At 63.6% G+C, this 17,838-nt stretch carries 16 protein-coding genes; 2 read left to right on the top strand and 14 right to left on the bottom strand.

Translation table 11 applies throughout. From position 1 onward, the window contains the following. Window positions 1–221: 221 nt before the first annotated feature. The 13 genes from QCD70_RS06200 to QCD70_RS06140 all read right to left on the bottom strand — a co-directional run bounded on the left by QCD70_RS06200 (window position 222) and on the right by QCD70_RS06140 (window position 14,968). The gene (locus tag QCD70_RS06200) at window positions 222–635 is read right to left on the bottom strand and encodes a hypothetical protein (RefSeq protein WP_301214279.1); all 414 of its coding nucleotides are present in this window, start codon (window positions 633–635) and stop codon (window positions 222–224) included. A gap of 193 nt (window positions 636–828) precedes the next feature. Then, window positions 829–1,260: a hypothetical protein gene (locus QCD70_RS06195; RefSeq protein WP_301214278.1), complete on the bottom strand. Its 432-nt coding sequence runs from the start codon at window positions 1,258–1,260 to the stop codon at window positions 829–831. Window positions 1,261–1,307: 47 nt separating this feature from the next. Next, window positions 1,308–1,655 (bottom strand): hypothetical protein, encoded by a 348-nt coding sequence (locus QCD70_RS06190; protein WP_301214277.1) that lies wholly within the window; start codon window positions 1,653–1,655, stop codon window positions 1,308–1,310. A 35-nt stretch (window positions 1,656–1,690) separates the two neighbouring features. Then, on the bottom strand, window positions 1,691–2,200 hold the full coding sequence (locus QCD70_RS06185) for a DUF4279 domain-containing protein (RefSeq protein ID WP_301214276.1): 510 nt from the start codon (window positions 2,198–2,200) through the stop codon (window positions 1,691–1,693). A 4-nt stretch (window positions 2,201–2,204) separates the two neighbouring features. Beyond that, window positions 2,205–3,137, bottom strand: a complete 933-nt coding sequence (locus QCD70_RS06180; protein ID WP_301214756.1) for an RHS repeat-associated core domain-containing protein — start codon at window positions 3,135–3,137, stop codon at window positions 2,205–2,207. A gap of 1,325 nt (window positions 3,138–4,462) precedes the next feature. Continuing rightward, the gene (locus QCD70_RS06175; protein WP_301214275.1) at window positions 4,463–4,810 is read right to left on the bottom strand and encodes a hypothetical protein; all 348 of its coding nucleotides are present in this window, start codon (window positions 4,808–4,810) and stop codon (window positions 4,463–4,465) included. Further along, window positions 4,792–11,277 carry a DUF6531 domain-containing protein gene (locus tag QCD70_RS06170; protein WP_301214274.1) on the bottom strand — a complete coding sequence of 2,162 codons (6,486 nt, stop codon included), beginning with the start codon at window positions 11,275–11,277 and terminating at the stop codon, window positions 4,792–4,794. The genes QCD70_RS06175 and QCD70_RS06170 overlap by 19 nt, the downstream gene beginning before the upstream one ends. Beyond that, window positions 11,274–11,987, bottom strand: coding sequence for a hypothetical protein (locus QCD70_RS06165; RefSeq protein WP_301214273.1), 714 nt, complete (start codon window positions 11,985–11,987; stop codon window positions 11,274–11,276). The genes QCD70_RS06170 and QCD70_RS06165 overlap by 4 nt, the downstream gene beginning before the upstream one ends. Window positions 11,988–12,216: 229 nt before the next feature. After that, window positions 12,217–12,828 carry a DUF6891 domain-containing protein gene (locus tag QCD70_RS06160; protein WP_301214272.1) on the bottom strand — a complete coding sequence of 204 codons (612 nt, stop codon included), beginning with the start codon at window positions 12,826–12,828 and terminating at the stop codon, window positions 12,217–12,219. Window positions 12,829–12,838: 10 nt separating this feature from the next. Beyond that, entirely contained in the window at window positions 12,839–13,231 is a 393-nt protein-coding gene (locus tag QCD70_RS06155; RefSeq protein ID WP_301214271.1) for a hypothetical protein, read from the bottom strand. 191 nt (window positions 13,232–13,422) lie between these two features. Then, on the bottom strand, window positions 13,423–13,755 hold the full coding sequence (locus QCD70_RS06150; RefSeq protein ID WP_301214270.1) for a hypothetical protein: 333 nt from the start codon (window positions 13,753–13,755) through the stop codon (window positions 13,423–13,425). Then, window positions 13,752–14,405, bottom strand: a complete 654-nt coding sequence (locus tag QCD70_RS06145; protein ID WP_301214269.1) for a hypothetical protein — start codon at window positions 14,403–14,405, stop codon at window positions 13,752–13,754. Before QCD70_RS06145 ends, QCD70_RS06150 begins: the two co-directional genes overlap by 4 nt. Continuing rightward, window positions 14,402–14,968: an RNA polymerase sigma factor gene (locus tag QCD70_RS06140; RefSeq protein WP_301214268.1), complete on the bottom strand. Its 567-nt coding sequence runs from the start codon at window positions 14,966–14,968 to the stop codon at window positions 14,402–14,404. The genes QCD70_RS06145 and QCD70_RS06140 overlap by 4 nt, the downstream gene beginning before the upstream one ends. A gap of 113 nt (window positions 14,969–15,081) precedes the next feature. On the opposite strand from QCD70_RS06140, the gene QCD70_RS06135 reads away from it, so the two are divergent. Further along, on the top strand, window positions 15,082–15,513 hold the full coding sequence (locus QCD70_RS06135) for an Asp23/Gls24 family envelope stress response protein (protein WP_301214267.1): 432 nt from the start codon (window positions 15,082–15,084) through the stop codon (window positions 15,511–15,513). Between the two features lie 47 nt (window positions 15,514–15,560). After that, on the top strand, window positions 15,561–16,364 hold the full coding sequence (locus tag QCD70_RS06130; protein WP_301214266.1) for a siderophore-interacting protein: 804 nt from the start codon (window positions 15,561–15,563) through the stop codon (window positions 16,362–16,364). Between the two features lie 7 nt (window positions 16,365–16,371). Here the strand turns inward: QCD70_RS06130 and hemL are convergent, their stop codons facing one another. After that, window positions 16,372–17,736: a glutamate-1-semialdehyde 2,1-aminomutase gene (gene hemL / locus QCD70_RS06125; RefSeq protein WP_301214265.1), complete on the bottom strand. Its 1,365-nt coding sequence runs from the start codon at window positions 17,734–17,736 to the stop codon at window positions 16,372–16,374. Between the last annotated feature and the right edge of the window lie 102 nt (window positions 17,737–17,838).

Here is a 17,838-nt window from a genome sequence, read left to right as displayed (position 1 = left end):
CGACGAGTACAGGATTCACCTGCCACGGGCGAAGCAACTCATCGGGCCCTCTCGACCCGAAGACCCGCTGAAGCGCATTATTCATTCCTTCCGGGGATCGAATCTGAAGAACGACCGCTTCGTCTGCCGCCCTTTTCTCAACCTTCGTGCATTGTGCCGCCACCCTACGAGCGCACTTTCCTTTTGATAGTGTGCGCTCAGGAAAGTGCAGGTACCTGGGGTTATTCGAGAGGGTCTGTATACCCATCGCCCCACCAACCGATGCCCTCGTCATCGAAGACCAGACGAGTTCGAGTGCGACCGAGTGGCGGCCCAAGATCAAGCAGCGCAATATTCTCCCCGTATTCTTCGGGAGTTTGTGTGTCTTCGTCCTCGTATAGGTAGTACGGCAGCGGGGCATCTCGACGAACTCGTAAGAGGCCAACCGAGGTATCGTCGCCCCAAGAGGGACGATAGACAAAACGAACTGCATCATCCGCGTCGGCCCAAGCATCGACGATGCCGAATGTTTCACGGTCCGCAAGGCTGAGGGCCAAGTCAGCCAAAGCCGTAAGTAGTACCCTCTCACCCCAGGTGGGATGGTCCGCAACTTGCAACTGTCTAAGGAGTTCAGCATGCCTATCGGTAATCATCACTCGTCTCCATTACTGGTGAAGGGTCAGGTCTAGAAGAATCTGGGAGTCGTGGCAATCCATTCAGGACAGACGTCGTAACCGACACAGTAAAAGGATGCCCGTCGCAGTCAGGCCGAGACAGAACGCTACCGAGCCACACTCAATGCGACGACGGCAAGAACGTTCGTGGGCTTCGTTTGGGATGGTGTGCTCATCAGTTCTGTGCCCGTTCCTGCGAGCACGAGCCCGGCTCACCGGACTTCCGAAAGTACTGCCACGCAAAGATTCCGAAGACGGCACCGAGAGTGGCCGCCACGGATGCATAGAAGGCAAGCGTGAATCCATCCGGCCCCGGAACGATGAGTTCGATCGCGCAGATGACGACCGTGAACGTCACTGAGGAAACCACTCCCGCAGCGACGGCACGGAAGTGGGCCTGCGTCTTCGCCGGGAGAACAGCATCTACCCCGACGACCACTGCGGCGATGCAAGCCCCCATAACTACCCCGACAGGCACTTCGAATACGAGAAAGAAGATTCCCCAGACGAACGCCACGGTGAGGTCCACTCCGGTCGCGATCGGAACATAAATGAACTGGAAACCGATTGCCGCGACGGTGCCGAGAATAGTGCCGACAAGCATCATCGACCGCAAGTACGGTCGGCGCAGCGTTCTCCGCCTTGATTCCCCCATCAGTACAGCCCCACGGACTTCGGCCGCGATCCGAATCGTGTCGATACGTCCGCCCGAAGACCGAACAAGCGGGCGCCACCCGGAAGCGCAGGAGCCACAACGATTTCCACGAGAACGACGCCGGCAAAACCTGCCATTGACGGTGTTGAACTGTCCGCGACTTTGGTATTCAGCCTTCCACCGCGGCTGCGAATCGCCTCTTCGTTGAATTTCGCAGCGGACCTACGATGCCGCACAAGCAGAACGCCGCAAGTAATGGCGACAACGTCGACGACAACTGCAGCCCAATCTCGAAGTTCCATATAGTTCAAATCCAATATCTCAGAACTCACCTTCTGTTTTGGCACGAAAGAACCGCCTGCCCGACCCGATGTCGTAAACGTCACCCGAGATTCGGACCTGTCGTCGAACGATCTCCCAAGCGTCCTGGAACGACGTATTTCATCCGGAATCGTTCCGCCTCGACGACGTACTGGTCGACGTCAAACTCTCCGTGCACCTGGGCAAGAAAGCCGATCCATTCGGATGAGAGATTGATGCCGTGGCCCTGAAACTCTCCTCCGTTCATAATGTGGTGAACGTTCAAATAGCACCGAGTCTCACCCGGAAGAGCGGCAATCGCAGGCGCAAGGTGACCCACGACTGTCCACAGCATCGCCAACTGGAGGTCGACCATCTGATTTCGATTGGACTTCGCGTGAACAATCCAGCTCGTGAACGCCTCGACCTTACGAGGCCCCTTGCTGTTGGTGGGCTCCCCAACCTCGACCGACACATCTGGGATCATCTGCAACGCGGACGCCAACTCTGGCCGCGTAAGAGTGTCATTCAGAACTGTGAGGTAGACGTCTTGCCAACCGTCAACGGTCTCTTGCAGCGCATCCAATGTCATTTTTCTATCCCAGCCAATGCGTGTAGGTGGGAATGACCCTTCCGGTGCTCTTCTCCACGAGATAGATCCACTTCCCATTTTGATATATATCGAATCTCGAGTTGCTTCCCTTACCCATCAAATCATCCTTAAACGCATGGGCAGTCTCGTCCATGACGCGCTCGAAGTCCTTATCGTTAACCCTTTTCAGGTCTCCCTTATTGGGAATATCACCTCCGTCGTCCTCGGGATCGCCCGGCAGGACCGGTGCTGGAGGACCAGGGATTTTCGGAGGCTGTCCGCCTCCGCCGCTGGGTGCGGGAACCGGGCTGGGTCCTGGGGTAGGTATTGGTTTGTCGTGGATCGGGATGTCACGGCTGATGTCCCGAATCCATGCGATCAGCTGCTGAATTGCATAGACGATGGCGGCGACTATCAAGAATGCGGCGAGTGCAACGAGTGCAACTTCCAGTAAGGCTAGGAGGATGGCAAGGCCCCCGCCGATAACGATAAGTGGATTTTGTTTGATCGCCGATATTCGGCTCCAGAACGAGTTGACGAGGTGCCAGTCGACCATGAGGTCTAGCTGCGAGCACGGCTGGTTTGTCTTGCAGGTTGGGGACCCGGGAGCCGTTGGCTTCATCTGACCGGCGATTGGTTCGGGGGTTGCAGGAGCCGTTTTCGGGGGTGGCCCTCCTTTCACCTTTCCGGGTTTTGAGTTGGTGTACTGACTCGGCCTGTAGGGCTCGTTACCGAGGTGGTCGATCATGGTCGTTGGGCTATTTATGACGTACGCATAGCGAGCCACCGTTTGAGGCTGCGTGATCATGCCTCGCCAGGAGTCTTGCGACATCCATGATCCAGTTGATGGGTCGTATGTGCGAGCAAAGAAGTTGTTCAACGAGTAGCCAGGATCGCTTCTTTGGCCTGTGAAGTTCTCGACAGAACTCCAACCGATGGTTTCGAAGGACTAATTTCCCCAATCGTCAAAGTTCGACAGTTGGGTCACGGATCCGCCCACTGCTTGTGCGGCGGTCGAGCCAAGCGCGTCGAGTCTTTTTGGACTCATCAGCTGCATTGTCTGACGTTTCGCCGTCGAACAAGAGTTCATCTACGCGATTGACCTCGTCGGATAGCAAGAGAGCTATTTGGTCTAAATTCGATGGTTGATTCGTCGATCCATATTGACGCAATGCAAACTCGACGACGTCAGATTGTGAAATATAGCCACCCGCGCGCGCTCTCCTCAATTCCGAGAGATTGGGCCGAAGTCTGTCGGGCACCGTATCGACGGATATTTCGATGCTTAGATCTGCACGACGTAGGGCATCAAAGCGAAGCGAAATCATCTGGCATTCACCCGTCCGTTGATTGGCCCGCCTGCGATGAATGCCCTGTGTGTCATCTCTCCCGCGCCACTAATCAGCCATTCGAACCGACCCGCAACGCCATTCACATTCGCCGGTGCTTGGATCAGAGTGTAAGTAGACCCATCATTGCCAGTAATGGCAAAGAGATTGGTGTCGGCGGCAATTGAATCCTGACGTCGCGACTGGCTTGCTATTGGTGCTCCCGCCAACGTCATAGGCCCATACAGATCTACGGCCCAGCTGCAAGTTCAACAATCAGTGAAACGACATTTATGGCCGCCAAAATCCACGCAAAGGCGGCTGGGATAATAAGCGAATTTGGGCTTGAGAAGGCCGACACTTTGTCCACTCTCGCGCCAAAAGTCATGCGCTGCTTCTCCACAATTTTTGCGTATAAAGGCGTTCGAAATCTGAATATCAAGAAGCCGGCGGCCGTTAGAGCGACAGCGATTGTGAGACTCACCCACGCGTCACCAGACACTTCTACACATCTTTATCGCAGGCACCGTTCTTGTCTGATAGCGCCCTGACCTGCATGATGCGCTCACCACGTTAGTCCAACCACAGCGGAGCACCCAAGTTCAGCACCACCAGCAGCGCCAGCAGACCAATATGGCTGATACGTCGTGTCAGAGCCAGAAATGCCGCCTTCCCCGTAGATGCCAATCGGTCCGGCCACAATCGCGCATTGGGCACCGAGATTGACCCGTTCAAGCTTCCGTAGTCAAAACCTCCACCACCTGAGCCCCCAAATTGAGGGCCCATTGCAAATTGCGACGATTTCGAAATCATCCACTTGATTGCCTGAGTGATCGTTGAAAACCCTCCGAGGACGTCATTCGGCGAGGTCTGAGCGAGAGGTCGGTTGGACTCACTCGGGACAGATCTTGTTGGCGCCTCATCAGCATTTCGCCTAGCCGTTTGACGGCAGACGATAGAAAGCGCCATTCGCTTCCATCACGAGTACTGGGCCGCGCCAGATCGCAACCGCTTCGTCGAGATGAATGGACGTCAATGCCAGGAATTCGCGCATCGTGCGCCAAGGGTTGTCCTTGTCTGGCCCCTGCACTTCACGTAAGGCACGCTCAAGCGCGACCGGATCCATAATGCACTTCACGTACCCGCGACCGGTTTCAACGAATACGCCGGCCTCAGTTGATGACTGAAACGCAGTCTTATCCGGATCCAGGGCGGCAAACTCAAGCACGCTATCCAGTAGTTTCTGCTGCTCCGGTGTAATCCCTAACATTCCTTTCTCCATTCATCTTTGAAGTACGCAGAGACGACCTGACCACGGGATCCGACAATAACGCAGACGTTACCCGTCTTCTTGACTTCGATGCGATGGTCGTAGTAACTGAACGCAGATTCGTAGACGGTACTGTCCTTGTTGTCTTTCCTGTAGACGTGGTCAGGCCTTAGCAGAGTGCTCCCAATGACGTCCATAATCATCATGCTTTCGGTCGGATACTGATCGCTCTCGCCAGCTTCGAGCGTTGCCCAAACTAGATCCCAGTCTTCACTTCCATGTCCAGACTGAATGTGAATCCATCCCTCTCGCAGATTTCCCTGCAGGAGAAATACCGGAATTTGCACGCCGAGCGCGCCAGGCTGCTTCGCCAAATAGACCCGAATGACCGAATTCTGGTCGAGCGGTTCAAACCCGTCTGGAGGCCCCTTGACGCCTGATCCGAAGCCGCCTTCGAATTCAGGGATCGCAGGCAGGTAGCCCGGGAAGCCTTCGTCAAAGCCTTGAACGTGGCGCACGGGGACGGCCTCGTAATCATTTGACGGGTCTTGAGTCCAGTCATCGGACGGACTGTTCCAGCTCACCGATTCGAGATCATCGTTCCGCGAGATCATCTGCGCAGTGGGGACGGAGTGCATCTGCCCGCTGGCACCGGTTCCTTGGCTGTGCCCGCCTCGGGGATTCGGGCACATTGGAACACGTCCGCCGCCGCCTGCACAATGGCCGAGGTAGTCACTAAACGTTGTAGGCGAGTTCGTCACGTAGCCGTAACGCGCTGCGGTCTGCGGTTCTGTTAGGAGTCCGCGCCAAGAGTCTTGCGACATCCATGATCCGGTGGTGGGGTCGTAGGTGCGGGAGTAGTAGTTGTTCACCCCGTACCCCGCATCGGTGGTTTCGCCGGTGTAGTTGACAGCGGAGTTCCAGCCGATGGTGTCGAAGGACTGGGTGCCCCAGTCATCGAACGTCGACAACTGAGCCACTGAACCGCCTACGGCCTGAGCAGCGGTGGTGCCGAGCCCATCGAGGAGCGCCCAGGAGGCGTCTTTCCCGTCTGCGGTCTGCAGCGCGACTTCACCGAAGGCGTCGCGCATCAGAGTGCTGGTTCCGGATGCCGGATTCGACTGCTGCACGACCGAGGTACCGTTCCACACACTCTTCTTTGTCTGCGAACCCAGACCCGAGGTCTCGGTGGTGCTCAGCTGCCGGCCGAGTCCGTCGTACGCATAGTTACTCGAACGCCCGTTACGGGTGACGCCAGTGAGGCGGTTGTCGGTTTGGTAGGTGAAGTCGGTGGTGACACCGTTCTCGTTCTGGGTGGTGCGGTTTCCGTTTCCGTCGTACGCGTAGCTCGAGGATGCACCGTTGCTGGTGCTGCCGGTGAGCTGGTTGGCCTCATTGAACGACGCGGTCACATCCGTCGTGCCCGCATCCGTGGTCGTGGTGGCTTGAACACGATTCCCGGCAGGGTCGTACGAGTACTCGGCCGTGTTGCCCTTGCTGGTACCGCTTCCGATGAGCCGGTTCAGGCTGTCGTATACGTAGTCACGGGAGTCGACATCCGGGGTCTCGAGCACCGACGGGAATGTGGGTGTCGGATCCGGTGCCGTCACCGACGGCACGGTTCCCGCATCCGGTGCCGTGCCTTCACCGGGCATGGCCGGGTCATCGAGGGCGCCGAGAGTGCGAGTCGCGTTCGAGACGTTTCCGGCGGGGTCGTAGGTGTAGTCGAAGGTGATGGTGTCGACGTTCTCGACCGGGTTCGGCAGGGCGGGAACGGTGCGACGGTCGAGGTAGTCACCCGTCTTCACACACTCGTGCGAGGTCGTGCCTGCGGCGGGGATCGCCCGGTTGTCGAGGTACCCGGCGGCCGTGACGCACTGCTTCACCTCGGTGGTGACCGGTTTCGTAGCGACCGCCTCCGGTGCGACCGTTGCCGCAGGGGCAGCCTTCGGGTCGCTGGGGCTGGCCGGGGCAACGTGCTGGATCTGGGTGACCCGGTTCGCCGCGTCATAGGCGTAGTCCGTAGCGACGCCGGTAGAGCGGAGCATGGTCGTCAGGTTCCCAGCAGGGTCCCACTCGTAAGCGATGTTGCCCCACGGGGAGGTCTGCGCGACCGGGCGGCCGGCGTCGTCGTATTCATACCCGATCTGCTCGCCGGTCGGCATCGTCAACGCGGTCAGCTGCTGGGCGGCGTCGTAGGTGTAGCCGAGGGATGACCCGTTGGCGTCGATCTGCTCGGTCATCAGCCCGTTCGCGTCGTACTTCCACCCGGTCACACCGAGAGAGTCGGTCATCGCGATGGGCCGCTGGTTCGCGTCGTACTCAAACGACACACTCGACCCCGGGTACGACACCTGCGCCAGATCGGAGCGGGACGTGTAGGAGTAGCTCGTGGTCTGCCTGTTGCCATCGATCTGCGACGACAGACGACCCAGGGAGTCGTAGCTGTAGTCCCACGACTTACCGAGCGGGTTCGTCTCCGACGTCACCTGTCCAGCGTCGTTGTAGTCGAAGAGCGTCTTGTTGCCGTTCGGGTCGAGGATCGAGGCCAGGTTGCCGGTCTCGGTCCAGTCGTACACCGTCGTGACGTTCACATCCGAGGTGCCCGTCGCCGCCGCATCCACGGCGGCGTCGAAGCCTTCGATAACCTTCGCGAGTTGGCCGGCGGGGTCGTAGGAGTAGCGGGTCTCGTTGCCGTTCGCGTCGACCATGTTCGTTTGCTGGCCGTTCAGGTTATAGCCGTAGGCGGTGGTCGAGCCGACGGCGTTCGTCGTCGATGCGACGGTTCCGGTCGGGTTGTATGCGGTGGTTGTCGTGTTGCCGTTCGCGTCTGTGATCGACGTCAACCTGCTGACCGCGTCGTACTCGTACGACGTGGTGTCGCCGAGCGGGTTCGATGATGCCGTCACCCGTCCGAGCGGGTCATACGAGACCGTGCTCGATCGCCCGAGGGCGTCGATCTGCTCCTGCACTCGACCCGCCGGGTCGTAGACGAGCTGAGTTGCCGCACCGGTCGAGTCGACCGACCCGGTCAATTGCCCGTTCGCGTCATAGGTGAGGGTGGTCTCGGTGCCACGCCGATCCGTGGAAGCCACGAGGTTCGAGTCCACGTCATAGGTGAACGTGGACGTCTCGCCCTGCTGGTCGGTGACCTGCGTGATGCGGTCGAGGAGCTCATAGACGTAGGAGACGCTGTTGCCGTCCGCATCGGTCGACTTCGCCACGCGCCCAACCGAGTCGTACGAGGTCGACTGAGTAATGCCAGTCGGCCCGGTGACCTTCGTCGCCCGGCTCAGCTCGTCGTATTCGTAGGCGGTTTCCGCCCCCGACGGGTCGGTCTGACTGACCAGGTTGCCGACCTCGTCGTACTCGCGATCCCACTGCCCACCCTTCGGGTCGACCACAGTGACGGGACGGTAGAGGTCGTCGAGGACGAACGCCGTCACGTTGCCGAGCGGGTCGGTGGTCTTCGTCAGTTCGTCTTCGGTGTTGTATTCGTAGTTCGTCGTTCCGCCGTCGGGAGCGGTGACCGCCACGAGGTTGAACGCGTTGTTCCAGGCATACGAGGTCACGGCGCCGGTCGCATCCGTTGAGCTGGTGAGGTTGTCGTCTGCGTCGTAGGTGTACGACGTGACCCCGCCCATCGCATCCGTTTTCGACACCAGCCGGTCTCCGGCATCCCACGCGAGCGTCGTCGTCGCACCCATCGGGTCCGTCGTCGACGTGACTCGGTTGGCACCGTCGTACACGAAGGTGGTGGCGTTGCCGTTCGGGTCGATCAACGTGGTGACGTTGCCCCGGTTGTCATAGGCATACGTCGTGGTGGCGCCCGACGGAGTCGTGCTCGACGTGAGGTTTCCCTGGCCGTCATACGTGCGGGCCAGTTCGGTGCCGTCGGCCTGGGTGATGCCGGTGACCAGGCCGAGCGGGTCGACCTGGTAGCTGGTCGTGCGCTCGGCCCCATCGGGCCCGCCTTCGTCGGTCTGGGATGCGAGTTCGCCGGTCGGCGTGTAGGTGAACGTGGTCGTGGTGTCGTCGGGCAGAACGGTGGATGCGACGTTGCCGGTCGCGTCGTACGTGTAGGCCCACTCGTGGCCGGCCTCGTCGGTGTACGACGTGACCTGGTCGAGGTCGTTGTAGACGTAGGCGATGGAGTTGCCCGCCGCATCCGTCTTGCCCGTGATGCGGTGCTGCGCGTCGTACGAGAAGACCGTCTCGGTGCCCTCGTTGTCGGTGTAGGTCGTTGTGCCCGCGGCGGTGTCGTAGCTCAGCGAGCGCACGTTGCCATCGGCGTCGGTCTGCTTGGAGACCCGCCCCTCGGCGTCGAACTCGTTCGTCAGGTAGGTGACTCCGAGCGCATCGGTAGCCGTGACCATGCGGTGAGCGTCGTCGTAGGAATAGGAGCGGACCCGGCCGTCGGGGTTGGTGATCGCGGTGAGGTTGGCGTTCGCGTCGTAGCCGAGGCTCCAGGTGCGGCCGTCGGGGTGGGTGAACGACGTGAGCCGACCCACGGCATCCGACCCGACCGTTATGGTCTGGCCCGCGGCGTCGGTGATCGACTGCAGCGGGGCGAACTTGTTCACCCGCCAGTCGGTCGCGCCGTATGTGAGGGTCGTCGCATTGCCCTGCTGGTCGGTGTGCTTCACGAGCTCGCCGACTCCATCGATGTCGGCGGCGTCGAACACCCAGGACTCGCCGTCGACGGCGGTCACCGTGAGCTGGTTGTTGCCGTCGTTGGTCAGCGTCTGGAACAGGCCCGGCTCGCCGATGTAGCCACCCGACCCGTCAGAGGCGAAGTCGAAGGTGGCCCCGTCGTTGCGCACCACCAGCACCGAGCCGTCTTCGTAGCGTTGCGCCCGGGCACCGAACGCGAACGACCAGCCCGCACCGATGCGTGAGTCCCTGCCGTCGAGCGAGTTGTAGATCAGGTTGAGGTCGAGGTCGGAGTTGCCCGGACCGGAGAGCTTGAACAGCGGCGCGGCCTCGATGAGGTTTCCGGTCGAGAACGACACCGGCTCGGCGCCGTACATCTCGTAGTTCTGGTAGCCGAGGTCACGCCAGTGATCCAGCTGCGCCTGCGTCGGACGCCCGGGAAGACCACCCGTGGCCGGGTCGATGCAGTTGAAGCGGTCGGCGAGGTAGACGCTCAGCGACGCCGTCACTCCGGCGGAGATGAACGCGAAACCTTCGGGATCGTCGATGTAGGCGCGGTCGTAGTTGCTGTCGAGAAACAGCGTCTCGAAGTGCGTGTACGCGCCCGGCACATTGTCGAACTCCGGAGCGGGCAGGTAGGGCAGGTTTCCCGCCTTGAACGGGCGCTGCACATAGGCCGGCATCGTCGACAGCACTGTGTCGCCCAGGGCTTGATCCTGCGGGTTGCTGCGGTAGTAGACGCGTCCACCCGATTCGGTGCCGTCGGCATCCCAGGCTTCGTCGGTGTGGATGGCGTCGAAGGCGAGAGTGATCGTGGCGTCGGGATTGGCTGCAGCGGCACGGTCGGCCCGCAGCTGCGTCGAGACGATCGGCGTGTTCGGGTCTTCCCTGGTGATCGTCACGTCGGCGCGGCAGTTCGTCTCGAGGCGCTGCTTCACCTGCTGTGCCAGCTGGATGTTCAGGGGCAGCTCATGCAGTTCGGGTGCCGGCTGCGTCACATAGGCCAGATCGTCGTCTGGATCGAGCACGATCTTCGGGCCGGGCGGCGCGATGAACGGAATACCGATCACGACCATCTGCGACAGGTGACCCGACTCGCCACGCACGACGCCGGCATCCGCGTCGTAAACCGACGGCAGCGCCACCCACGGGTCGCCCGCGTTCTCGCGGGTGTAGATCTGCAGCGACGACGGGTCGAGGTCTTTGATCTGCTTGTCGGTGACGGCCATCTCCAGCGCGACACCGGGAACCACGTCCGTTGCCACCTGCGTGCCATCGGCCTGGTCGGTGATCGTCGCGTCGGCCGGGAACGTCGTGACCTCACCGCCGGCATCGGTCGTCGCGGTGATGTCGACGGGAGTTCCCACAGCGGTACCGCCGGTCTCCGTCTCGGCAGACTTCGCAGCGGCGTCGGGCAGGGGCGTGATGTCGACGTCGAGCTTCTCGTCGATCTCGTGGCCCGAGAAGGTGACCTCAACATTCGGGTCCTGCGCCGTGATCGTGGAGGACTGGTCGGGAGTGATTGTCCCCTCACCGGCGGGGTCTGCGGCGGGGGCGGGTTCGGTGGGGGCGAGCTGGGTCTTCGCGGCCGCGTCGCGCACCTCGGCGAGGGTCTTCTCCGCCTGACGCTGCGCAACGAGGGCGGGCGATGCGATCGACGGGGTGACGCCGACCGTGAGGGTCAGGGCGATAACAGCGGTCGTCGTGACGACGCCCCGTGCGAGGGTTCTGCCGTGGCGGCGCATCCAGGTGGATGGTGTTCGGGTGAGTTTGTGGGTCAGCGTGGTGAGCCCGGCCGTGATGGCGGGGCGGATGCGGCCGGTCACAGGTTCGAACCGACCAGCTCGGCCTCACCAGCAGCCGCCGCGGCGTCCGCGGTGGCGGCAGCGGCGTTGCGGCGGCGGATGCGCAGCAGCACACCCAGCCCGACAAGCGCCGCGGCGATGACGGCCAGGATGCCGGCGATACCGAACCCGGTCAGCGCCAGACCCGACGTGTCTTTCACACAGGCCTGCAGCTCCGCCGCATCTGCCACCCCGTTGGAGTCGAAGTCCTCAAGCCCCGTGGCGCAGGTGCGGTCACCGCAGATGACGAACTCGATCCAGTCGCTCACCTTGTCGCCGTCAGCGTCTTCCTTGCTGTTCGAGCACGTCTCCGACCCGCACGCCAACTGCTCGGCGTAGTCCGGGATGCCGTCGTCATCTGCGTCTGCGCGGGAATCCGCGCACGTGACCGTGCCGCAGGCGAGCACCTCGGTCCACGACGGGATGCCGTCGCCATCGTGATCTTCGGTGCCCGTGGCACCGGTCAGGCTGCCCGCGACGACCTGCTCGACCACATCGGGGATGCGATCCCTGTCGATATCGCAATTCGCGGCATCCGACTCGACCTCGCAATCCGTACCCAACTCCGACGGAACGGCATAAGAAGCAGCAGGAGCGGCAGTCGCCGCCTGCGCAGGAGCAGCGACCAGCGCCAGCCCGACGAGAACGAGCAGAGCGAACACGGCGCGGAGCGCGCGGAAGAGCACAGACATGGCAAGCCTTCGAGACCAGGAGAAAGGGATGGAAGCCATTCCCCCGAAGGCTCGGGCCCAAAGTACCGACGACGGCACATGAGCACAACCCGCAAACTAACCCTCAAAAAGCTGAGAATATCTCCCCCGCGGAATCACGCGGAAGCAGGCGATGCCTGACCCCTGAACTGGGGGTCAATCCAGCTCCTAAGGATCAACCCCTACTTAAGAGCACACATACAACATCTGTCTACGCCGGCAGCGGCTTGCGCCAGACCACGTTCTGCAGCTCGATGCGGTGGTCGACTTCGCCGTCCCACTGCGCATCCAGACCCTGCTCGCGGAACGCGGCGACGGCCGCATTCGCAACCTTCTCGGCGACCTCGACCCAGCCGGGGCCGGGCGCGACGACCGCTCCGTAGCCGATGAACAGGGTGGCGCCGGGGTAGGCGAGGCGCGCCGCATCCTGCCCATGGAAGAACACGAAGCCCGGCCCGGACCCCGTGGCCGCAACGACACTCTCACACTCGGTGATCGCCTCATCGGTGGTGTACCCGGCGTTCATCTCGGCCACGATCCCCTGCGCCGCGATCGCTGCGAAGGCGGCCGTGACCCGCTCGTCGTCGCTGGGTTTCCGGGGGCCGGGCGCATCCAGTTCGGCCTGCCGGTGAGCCCAGTAGTGCCGCACGATCTGCTCGGCGCGCTCCACCGTCATGGGGTTGTCGTCGTCGTACTCGACCAGTTCGATCATCACCTCGAGCACCTCGTCGAGAGACGTGAACCCGGGAGCGATCAGCCCCCAGGCCTCTTCGCAGAAGTACTGCTCGTGGGCGGCGTAGCGGACGGCAGTGTCGTCGGTCACGGTGAGCCCCTCAGTCGGTGATGATCTCTTTCGCCGGATCCTCGATTGCCGGCGGCAGGCGCAGCGCACGCAGCAGCTCGAGCGCGTGCGTGGTGGTCAGGATCACGCGCATGAACTCCGAGCCGTCTCCATCGATGTCGATGACCACCGAGGTGCGCGTGCCCTTGATGAGGAGGAAGTCTTTTCCGTCGTGCACCTTCCAGGTGCCGATGGCCAGAGTCAACGGAATAGCCGAGCCGGGCGCCCGGATGCCACGCACCCACACCCACGGATCCTCCGTGATGACGGCCGAGCGGATGCGCTCCAGCGGAATGTCGATGTTCGTTCGGCGCAGCGACAGGATCTTCTCTGCACGGGTCAGGCGTATCTCGAGTCGGTCGGTGTGCACGAGAAGAACAGCCATGCGTCTATCCTGCCCGCGATAGCTGATGATATGCGTAAATCACCGGATGCTCGTCGTTACGATCTGACTACGACGGGCGATGCCGCTACCAATTCAGGAGGAGAGAGTAGCCGCGTGGATAGTGGCGGCGGCCGCGCGCTCCTCCTGAATTGGTTACTCAGAACTCGGTCCGCTGAACCGATCGCGCCCACTCAGCCGATCGCGACGACGCTCACGGCGATCAGCGGCGGAGGCACGGCCACGCCCGCGATGTCGGCATTCGCCGCCGACTGCCGCAGCAGGTGCTCCAGCACCGCCGCGTGCACCCGCTCGCACACGGCGCGCGACGACTCGACATCGGCGATGCCGATCCGGATGCGCAGGGTCGGCTCCCCGATGTGCGCCGCGACCCCGCGTGCCAGGTCGGCGACGGGGGCGGGCAGTCCGAGGATCTCGGGCAGCTGCGGGTAGACGCTCGTGACGCCGGGAACCGCCCGCACCACCTCGTCGATCGTCAGGGCGGCGGCACTCATCTCGTCGGTCACAGCGCATCCCCTTCGGTCGAAGTCGAAGCGTCGGGCTCCGGGGCATCGGTCGAGGCAGAAGCCTCAGGCTCCGCGACCTGCGCGAAGTACACGTCGTGCACCGTGATGTCGATGCTCGCGATCGTGAGCTCGGTGTGCTTGAGCAGCGCCGAGTAGATGGCCTCGCGGGCGCGATCGACGGTCTCGACGATGCGCTCGCCCCAGAACACGGATGCGTCGATCGACACGGTGATCGGCGTGCCCGGCACGGTGACGTCTCCGTCGAGCCGGCAGCGCCCGATGATCAGTCCACCGGCGCGGTCTCCCGCGGCTCGGATCAGTCCGCGCACCGCCCCTTCGGTCACCGAGAGGGTGGCCCGGGGCGACGGCGGCAGCAGCGGGATGTCCCGTCCGGCCCGCGCCTCGCGGCCGATGCTCTCGAGGATCCCGCCCAACCAGTCGTCGTTGCGCGGGGCTTCGTCCGCGGCATCCACCTCGACGAGCGACTGCGAGATCTGCCGCAGACGCTCGAGCGAGCCGAGCGCGATGCGGCATCCCGGCGACCCCTCGATAGACGGGTCGAGCGGCGTGCGCCCGCGGTCGAGATAGTCGCTGAGCTCGTCGATCGTGTGGCCGTCGAGGTCGTCGCGCTCGTTGTCGAGATCGGTCATCGCCAGGCCTCCATTTCGGTCATGAGATTGCGTCGGGCGCGCGAGAGCAGCCCGCGCACGGTACTGGCGGGGATCCCCATCTGCTCGGCGATCTCCTCGTAACTCTGTTCGCCGACCTCGCGCAGCACCCAGCAGCGCTGCTGCTCGATCGGCAGCGTGGCCAGTGCCTGCGACACCGCCTCGTGCAGCGACGTCGCCTGGCTGACGGCGTGGGGCGACAGCCGCTCGGGCTGGGCCGCATCGACATCGTCGACGTCGAGGTGGTTCTTGCGGGCTCGGATGCGGTCGATGCTCTTGTGGCTCGCGATGCGCATGAGCCAGCTCTTGACCACCGAGCCGTCGTTGAGCGACGGCAGGTCCCGCCATGCTGTGATCAGGGTCTCCTGCACGACGTCGTCGACCTCGTCGCTCGCACCCAGGATGCGGCGGGCGTACGCACGCAGCAAAGGCCCGTAACGCCGGGCCAGCACCTCGAACGCCCGGGTGTCGCCGTCTGCCGCGCGACCCGCGAGCGTGCGGTCGTCGGCCTCGTCGAGTGAGAAGCGATAGGGAACTGCGTCCATCGAACTCCCCTGTTCAGCGTCTGAAAAATTTCTTTTCGGCAGATCCGTGACGATCCGCCGAGTGGATACGACCTATCAACGAGACTATTCCACACCGAAAAAGGAGACACCCCATGGCCAGCACGACTCCCGCCAGTGTAAGCACCCCGACCAACCTGCAGACCGCCCTCGGCAAGACCGTGATCAACGACGGCGTCGTGTCGAAGGTGGCGGGCATCGCTGCACGCGAGGTCGCCGGCGTCTTCGCCCTCGGAGGCGGTGCGGCCCGTGCGCTCGGCGCCATCCGCGGAGCCATGAACAGCACCGACCTGTCGCAGGGCATCAGCGTCGAGGTCGGCGAGACCCAGGTCGCCGTCGACGTGACCATCGTCGCCGAGTACCCGGCACCGCTGCAGCAGGTCGCCGACGGGGTTCGCACGTCGATCATCTCCGCCGTCGAGACCCTCGTCGGCATGCAGGTCACCGAGGTCAACGTGACCATCGTCGACGTGCACATCGCCTCCGACGACGACAACACCGACGAGGCCGAAGCTCGCGTTCAGTAGTCTCGGCCGGTGCGCGGGCTCCCATGAGGCGAGCTTAGGCTTGCCTTATGTCGAAGAGAGCCACGCGCACCGCACCCGCCGATCCCCAGCTCTTCAGAGCGCACGTCGTGTCGAGTGCACCCGTGACGCCGAGCATGCAACGCGTCACGATCACGGGTGACGGCCTCGCCGAGTTCGACTGGATGGGCTACGACCACTGGTTCCGCCTCTTCATGCGCCGCCCGCACCAGAAAGAGTTCGCCATGCCCGAGCTCGCGGGCGCCACATGGTGGAAGGAATACCTCGAGATTCCCGAGGACACCCGGCCGCACTGCTCGAACTACACCGTGGCCGACTACCGCGCAGAGCAGCGCGAGATCGACATCGATTTCGTCATCCACCGCGGCCCGGGCGGCGAGCTCGAGGGCGCGGCCGCGATCTGGGCCTGCAGCGCCCGCCCGGGCGACCAGCTCGCGCTGCTCGACCAGGGCATCCTGTTCGACCGGCCCGACGACGCGACCGAGGTGGTGATCGTGGCCGACGAGAGCGGCCTGCCCGCTGTCGCAGGCATCCTCAAGTCGCTTCCGAGCGACACGGTCGGCCATGTCATTCAAGAGGTGCCGACGGCGCACGATACCCGCGAGCTCTCGAAGCCGGACGGTGTGACGCTCTCCTGGGTGATCCGCGACGACGCGCACGCGGTCGCGGGCAGCAAGGCCCTGGATGCGCTGCGCAGGCGCAACACGGTCGACCCGCGCGGCTACGGTTTCGTGGTGGGCGAGTCCGCCCTCGCCACCGGCGGCCGCCGCCACCTGCACTCGCTCGGACTGCCGAAGAGCCGCATCACGTTCTCGGGCTTCTGGAAGCGCTGACGCGCAGCTAGACCGCCAGCGTGGGCGACGCGGATGCCGCTGCGCGGGCCGCCGCCGGGAGCGCGTCGAGGATGCGGCCGATCGCCTCGTCGTCGTGGGCGGCCGACACGAACCACGCCTCGAAGACCGACGGCGGAAGCGAGACTCCCGAGTCGAGCATCGAGTGGAAGAAAGCCGGATACCGGAACGCGTCTTGCCGTTGCACGTCGGCGTAGGTGCGCGGGGCGCCCCCGGCCGACGGCGAGTAGTCGCCGAACACGAAGCTGAACAGGTTTCCGGCGCGCTGCACGGAGTGCGCGACGCCCACGTCGGCGAGCGCCTCCGACACGGATGCGCTCAGCAGCTCGGCCGTCGCGTCGAGGCGCGCGTAGACGGATGCGTCGGCCAGCGTCAGCGTGGCGATGCCGGCGGCGACGGCCACGGGATTTCCCGACAGCGTGCCCGCCTGGTACACCGGGCCGAGGGGCGCGAGGAAGTCCATGACATCCGCCCTACCGCCGAGTGCTGCGAGGGGCATTCCGCCGCCGATGACCTTGCCGTACGTCACGAGGTCCGGGCTGTACGCATCCGACCCTGCTGCGGCCTGCGCCTCGGACTCGAGGGCCCAGTACCCCGCCGGGTGCACCCGGAACCCGGTCAGCACCTCGTCGATGATGAGCAGCGCGCCGTTCTCGTGTGCGATTGCCGACAGGGCGGCGTTGAATCCGGCATCCGGCGCCACGACGCCCATATTGGCGGCCGCGGCCTCGGTGATGATCGCGGCGATGCGACCCGGATGCAGCGCGAAGGCCTCGCGCACAGCGTCGAGATCGTTGTAGGGCAGCACGAGGGTGAGCGCGGCGGTGGCCGCGGGCACGCCGGCGGATGCGGGCAGTCCCAGCGTGGCGAGACCCGAGCCGGCCTCGGCCAGCAGCGAGTCGGAGTGCCCGTGGTAGTGGCCGGCGAACTTGATGAGCACGTCGCGCCCGGTGAACCCGCGGGCGAGGCGGATGGCCGTCATCGTGGCCTCGGTTCCGGTGGAGACGAGGCGGATCTTCTCGATCGGCGACGCTCCGCCGCTGGTGACCCGGGCGCGCACGAGCTCGGCGAGCTCGGTCTCGCCGGGGGTCGACGCACCGAACGAGAGGCCGCGACCGGCGGCATCCCGCACGGCCGCGACGACCTCGGGATGCGCGTGGCCGAGAATCGCAGGACCCCAGCTCGAGACGAGGTCGACGTACTGCGTGCCGTCGGAGTCGGTGACGTAGGCGCCCTTCGCCGAGGTGAGGAAGCGCGGCGTTCCGCCGACCGAGCGGTAGGCGCGCACCGGCGAGTTGACGCCGCCGGGAATGGAGATGCGCGCCCTGTCGAAGAGTTCGTCGTTGCGGGTCATGGGGGGTACTCCAGATTCGTTCCCTGAGCTTGTCGAAGGGAAGGTTACGCGGACTTCCCTTCGACAAGCTCAGGGAACGGGGAAAGTTGCGTCGAGTTCCCT

The organism is Agreia sp. PsM10, from assembly GCF_030433855.1.
Taxonomy (GTDB): Bacteria; Actinomycetota; Actinomycetes; order Actinomycetales; family Microbacteriaceae; genus Agreia.
Note: the sequence above shows the minus strand (reverse complement) of the source record. Positions and strands in the feature narration are given on the sequence as shown.